Source organism: Rhodopirellula sp. JB055 (assembly GCF_043100905.1).
Classification (GTDB): domain Bacteria; phylum Planctomycetota; class Planctomycetia; order Pirellulales; family Pirellulaceae; genus Rhodopirellula.
The window spans coordinates 1-5,796 of record NZ_JBICHO010000468.1; the positions used below are offsets into that span (position 1 = coordinate 1).

Consider the following 5,796-nt stretch of genomic DNA (forward strand, 5'->3'; position numbering starts at 1 on the left):
TTTGAAGTGCTCCCCCCAAACTTCGTTTCGGGAGAGGTGCTCAAAGGCTGAAACCAGCTAAAACGCGGCCTCGATAAACTGCACGACCTCAAACACGGCGAGGACAGTGAGCCAATCAATTCGCCTCACCCCGAACCAGAAACATGTGGCGGAATGAATTCTGAAAGGGCGATTTCATTTGCAATCGTTCATCAACCAAGAACTGGCCACAATCCCCACATACGACAATGAAACAACAAATCTTCCTCGCCTCGCCCAAGCAAGTTTCCTTTGGTTTGCTTGCCCTCCGCGTCGCATTTGGCTGCTTCATGATGGTTCACGGCCTACAAAAGGTCATGGGTTTCTCAACGATCTCGGAAGGCTTCCCCGACCCGCTCGGCATGGGACATCAACTGAGCCTCGTGTGCGCCATCGCCACCGAAGTCGGGTGCTCCATCCTATTGATCCTCGGCCTGGGTACACGCGTCGCGGTTCTGGGCCTCGCGTTCACGATGTTCGTCGCGTTGTTATTGGTTCACGGCAGCGTTCCGTGGATGTTCAAAGAAGTGGCCGCCGTCTACCTCGCAACCTACGCAGTGATCTTCATCACCGGCCCCGGCAACTTGTCTCTCGACCAAAAACTGTTCGGAAACAGCGAACCAAACGAAAACGAAGCAGTCGGGCAGGCATGACCGGGAAGAAACGTGTGAGCCGTTCGGAGGTCCGCCCCGGTCTTTCACGAGCAAGGTAACAAACGCCGAAGTTACTTCCGCTATCATCTGGAATGACCACAGACCAACGCGTTTTCAGACCGGCTTCGCACCTCCGACGGCAGTGCCCGCTCCATGATGTTCTCTCGCTCTTTCGCTGCAATCCTGCTTTCGCTTTGCTGGCTCACTTCTTGGGTTCAAGCCGATCACGAAGCGAGCGTCCCTGCCCCCGGGGTCTGGCCGATCGAACGACTCAAAACGGAAGTGCCAGCCTACCGAATTGAGAATCCCTCCGCGAAAATCCAGTCGCTGATCTACGCTGGTGAAAAATACGACGGGCGTGCAACTGAAGTCTTTGCGTTCTATGCCTCCCCGACAACCTTGGGCATCGGTGAGGATGGCGAAACCTATCCCGGCATCGTACTCGTTCATGGCGGTGGCGGCACCGCATTCGCGGATTGGGTTTGGATGTGGGCAAACCGCGGGTATGCCGCGATCGCGATGGACTTGGGCGGGCGTCGACCTCCACCTCCTGAATTCGACGAGTCGGGCAAATTGAAACCGCACGTCGGACACAAACGTGATACCCGTGTTCGACTTGCGCTTGGCGGCCCAGCAGACGGGCACAACGAAAAATTTGACAGCATCGGCGGAACGATCGATGACGACTGGCCCTATCACGCAGCAGCGAACGTGATCCGGTCTCACACCCTGATCCGAAGCTTTCCCGACGTCGATCCCGAACGCACCGCCCTGACTGGAATCAGTTGGGGCGGCTACACGACTTGCTTGGCAGCTTCGCTGGACGACCGGTTCAAAGCCGCGGTGCCCGTGTACGGATGCGGGTTCTTACACGAAGGCGAATCCGTTCAAAAACCTTCCATTGACCGTCTTGGCGACCGCCGCGACGCCTGGGTGGCCGCGTACGATCCGGGAAGCCACCTTCATCAATGCACCGTCCCAACGCTGTGGGTCAACGGCACGCATGACATTCACTATGTGCTTGATAGCTATGCCAAATCGTATTCCAACGTGAAGGGACCGCGCTCGCTGCGCATCGAACCTCGAATGCCTCATGGTCACCAAGCGGGATGGAACCCACCAGAGATCCAGATCTTCGTGGATTCACTGCTGAAGAGCACGCCCCCATTGCCAACGGTTGGCCAGATGCATGTCAGCGACAACGGAAACGTCACACTCCCATTCCAATCCACCACCAAGATCACACAAGCCCGCTTGCACTACACGACAGAGACGGGCCTCCGATCCAAACGCAACTGGAAAACCATCCAAGGCGTGATTGCCGATGGAAAAATCAAGGCAAAGGGACTTCCCGCGGAAGCCAACACATGGCTCATGACATTGACCGACGATCGCGGCGCGTTGGTCTCCAGTGAAGTCGAGTTTCGCTAAGACGTTCCGGCAACTGCCTCCGGGGGTTGTCTGTGCTTCTGCGTTCCCAAACGCGCTTGAACTCCGGCATCAATCGTAGTGGAGTGTGGTCGAGGGGCAATTCACCAACGCAAAGAGTAAGCCAACCACCTCAACCGAATGTCTTTGTTTGGTGCTTGTCTTTCGCAGCTCGCAACTCCCGAAATGGGATTCATTTCCGGGATCGGTTGGGCAGGGTGTCCGCTGAATCCGAGCGATGCCTGACGACGACCATGGTCGCTACAATGGGACACTGCTTGGTAGTGAAAACGCTCTGGGGTGGTTCGCCAATTGGCTTCTCTCTCCTGCCGCTGTCTTGCTTCGCCTGCTACGCGAGACGCACCGCCACGACACTCGTTTCCCCAGGAAGCAATTCGGACGCACATTTCTCTTCGTGCGTCACCACCTGCCCACTGTTCCCCAGGAGCAACTGACCTTCATGCCTGAACCAAGTCCCCAAAGCAGCATCGCGTTGCTGATTGACGCTGACAACGCACCCGCCGCGAAGATCGAATTCATCATTTCCGAACTCGCCACCTACGGCGTTGTCAACATTCGAAAGGCCTACGGGAATTGGAAGAAGCGAGGGCTCGACAGTTGGATTCAAGTGCTGCACGAATATGCGATTGCGCCGACCCAGTGTTTCGATTTGATCAAGGGAAAAAACGCAACCGACATGGCATTGCTGATTGACGCCATGGACATCCTGTACACGAAACAGGTCGAGACATTTGCTTTGGTTTCATCGGACTGTGACTTCACCCCATTGGTTCGTCGTTTGCGGGAAGAGGGCAAACAAGTCATTGGATTTGGGCGACAAAATTCGCCGGGACCATTGGTGATGGCATGCAGTCGTTTCATCTACTTAGACGAAGAGCCCGATGACAAAACGCCGCCGAAGAGAAGACGAGAAAGTTCGGTGTCGTCGCTGCAACAGAACACCAAACTCATGAACACACTCCGAACCGCTGTGAAAGAGGCCGCCGATGAAGACGGGTGGGCTGCACTCGGACCAGTCGGCGCGCACATTTCGAACCAAAGCCCATTCAACCATCGTTCCTATGGTTTTAAAAAACTGAGCGACCTGTTCGAAGAAATCAATTTGTTTGAAGTCAAAAAGAGCAAGCAAGTCGGGCAGGCTTCCGTTCGTGTCCGGCTGAAAACCTAGTTCTCGATCGAACACGCTCGCAACCACCGCATCACATTCCTTCACTTCTTTCCGTACCGCACCCTCGTTTGCCTCATCATGAACGATCCCAACCGTGCAGCAAAAGAAGAACACTTTGAATCCAATGACCGCTCGGCACGTTGGCTGCTTGGGATTTTGATCGGGGTGGCGGTGTTGCTCTTGGTTGCGTTGGTCGCTGGCGCGGCGTCCCTGTTGATGCTGGAACGCACGGTGCCAGCGACCCAACTGGTGTACTCGATCCAGCGTTCCGACTCACAGGCTGAGTTTGTGACGAGCGAACAAATGGTCATGCCGCTGAAACGCCGACTGAGGGAACTCTTCGTTGCCGGGGTGCAAGTGAACGTCATAAAGGATGATCAAGTCGAGTTCACTCTGCCAACGCGTGATCCGATGCAAATCAAGATCGCAAAGAACTTGTTGGTATCCACCGGGGAATTGCGATTCCTTCCGATCGCGAACCCAACTCGGCACGCGTCAGTCTTTGAACTGGTCAAGCAAACATTCGATGCTCCAACACCCCAGCGGGATGTGCACGCGCCAAACGGCGACCTGGTCGCGAGATGGGTGACGGTTGGTGTGGATGCCAATTCGGAAGTGGCCGATCAAATCGCTCCACTGAACATCGCTTTGACATCGCCCGTCGTTCGAAATTCTGAAACTGGAAGAGTCTTCGATCTGCCCGAGGAATTGCTGGGCAACGCCAGCCCAATGGAGGTGTCTCGCTGGTTACAGGAGCAACACATCGCTTCCATCGATGTACTGGCAGTCGTGGACAACTCTCAATCGTTGGGCGGTCAGGACATCGCGTTTGCGGCTTCCACCTTTGACCACAACGGTTCGCCCTGTGTCGCGATTCAGTTCACCGAAGCGGGAGGTCGCAACCTGTTTGCAATGTGCACCGACAACGCACCCTTGGGGAACGTGGCCACACAACTCGGAATCATCTTGGATGACCGATTGCTGACAGCGCCGAAAATCATGGCGCCAATCCAACAAGAGGCACGGATCACTGGCAATTTCACTCAAGAAGAGGTTGATTTCATTGTCCAACTTCTCAAAGCGGGGCAACTGCCAGCGAAGTTGAATCCGACACCAGTCGCGGAATCGCAAACAACCATGTCCTACTCGTTGCTGAACTCGTTCATACAGTGACGAAGAAGATGCATCAGATCGCGATTCGTCCATTCACGTCGGCCACATTTTCTTCACCCGTCGACAAGGTAGGCCCCGCACGACTTGCGGTGGTCCGCTATAACCTCCCTTCACGTCGCAAAATCGTGACGTCTGTTGCATCCACGTGGTCGCTCCAACCATTCCGGAAGGGAATCAAATGCCTTTGCACAGCAAAGATGACATTCGAAAGTTCATCGACGACGAAACCTATGCCTCGTCAGATCTGTCCACGACGATGCCCAAATTCAAATTCCCGCAGCAAGAACAGATGGCGCAGCACATCTACTCTGCCGTCCGTGATGAGTTGATGCTCGACGGTAATTCTCGTCAAAACTTGGCAACGTTCTGCCAGACTTTTGCAGAACCCGAAGTCCGGCAGTTGATGGACGACTGCATGGACAAAAACATGGTCGACAAGGACGAGTACCCTCAGACGGCCGAGATCGAAGCACGCTGCGTTCACATGCTGGCAGATTTATGGAATTCGCCGGAGTCAGCCAACACGATCGGATGCTCCACGACAGGTTCCAGCGAAGCCGCGATGCTGGGCGGGATGGCGATGAAGCGGTCATGGGAGAAACGCCAAAAGGAGGCGGGCAAACCAATCGATCGCCCCAATTTGGTGACCGGCCCCGTCCAAGTCTGCTGGCACAAATTCGCTCGCTACTGGGACATCGAACTACGCGAGATTGCGATGGACAATGATCGCCTGATCATGACACCGGAAGAAGTGATCAAACGTTGCGATGAAAATACGATTGGGGTGGTGCCAACCCTGGGCGTCACGTTCACGTGCCAATATGAACCCGTTCAAGCGGTGTCAAAAGCACTGGATGAATTCGAACAAGAAACGGGCATCGACATTCGCATCCATGTCGATGCCGCGAGTGGCGGATTTTTGGCCCCGTTCTGCGCCCCCGATCTGGTTTGGGATTTTCGACTCCCGCGTGTGAAGTCGATCAACACGTCCGGCCACAAATTTGGGTTGTCACCATTGGGAGTGGGGTGGGTGATCTGGCGAGAAGAATCCGATTTACCTGAAGAAGAAATTTTTTGGGTGAACTACCTGGGTGGCAACATGCGAGACATCGCACTCAATTTCTCCCGTCCTGGTGGTCAAGTCGTTTGCCAATACTACAACTTCTTGCGACTCGGTCGAGATGGTTATCGACGCACTCTTACCGCTTGCTATGACACGGCAAAGTTTCTGGCCAAAGAAATCGCGAAACTGGGGCCTTTCGAGGTCATCTACGACGGCGACATGGCATCGGGAATCCCAGCCATGTGTTGGAAAATGAAAGACGGAGCCCAACC

At 54.9% G+C, this 5,796-nt stretch carries 5 protein-coding genes; all 5 read left to right on the plus strand.

Annotated features, from left to right (window positions below):
* Positions 1-227: 227 nt before the first annotated feature.
* Positions 228-671: a DoxX family protein gene (locus tag ACF8AM_RS18540; RefSeq protein ID WP_392557076.1), complete on the plus strand. Its 444-nt coding sequence runs from the start codon at positions 228-230 to the stop codon at positions 669-671.
* A 153-nt stretch (positions 672-824) separates the two neighbouring features.
* Positions 825-2,102 carry an alpha/beta hydrolase family protein gene (locus ACF8AM_RS18545; protein WP_392557077.1) on the plus strand — a complete coding sequence of 426 codons (1,278 nt, stop codon included), beginning with the start codon at positions 825-827 and terminating at the stop codon, positions 2,100-2,102.
* A 235-nt stretch (positions 2,103-2,337) separates the two neighbouring features.
* The gene (locus ACF8AM_RS18550) at positions 2,338-3,288 is read left to right on the plus strand and encodes an NYN domain-containing protein (RefSeq protein WP_392557078.1); all 951 of its coding nucleotides are present in this window, start codon (positions 2,338-2,340) and stop codon (positions 3,286-3,288) included.
* Between the two features lie 78 nt (positions 3,289-3,366).
* Positions 3,367-4,461 carry a hypothetical protein gene (locus ACF8AM_RS18555; protein ID WP_392557079.1) on the plus strand — a complete coding sequence of 365 codons (1,095 nt, stop codon included), beginning with the start codon at positions 3,367-3,369 and terminating at the stop codon, positions 4,459-4,461.
* A gap of 178 nt (positions 4,462-4,639) precedes the next feature.
* Positions 4,640-5,796: glutamate decarboxylase (locus ACF8AM_RS18560; RefSeq protein ID WP_392557080.1), on the plus strand; the 1,157-nt coding region annotated here is incomplete at its 3' end.

What these genes read in the sequence shown, in the direction of transcription:
- ACF8AM_RS18550 (WP_392557078.1), top strand. Translation starts at nt 2,338, where the DNA reads ATGCCTGACGACGACCATGGTCGCTACAATGGGACACTGCTTGGTAGT.
- ACF8AM_RS18545 (WP_392557077.1), top strand. Translation starts at nt 825, where the DNA reads ATGATGTTCTCTCGCTCTTTCGCTGCAATCCTGCTTTCGCTTTGCTGG.
- ACF8AM_RS18555 (WP_392557079.1), top strand. Translation starts at nt 3,367, where the DNA reads ATGAACGATCCCAACCGTGCAGCAAAAGAAGAACACTTTGAATCCAAT.
- ACF8AM_RS18540 (WP_392557076.1), top strand. Translation starts at nt 228, where the DNA reads ATGAAACAACAAATCTTCCTCGCCTCGCCCAAGCAAGTTTCCTTTGGT.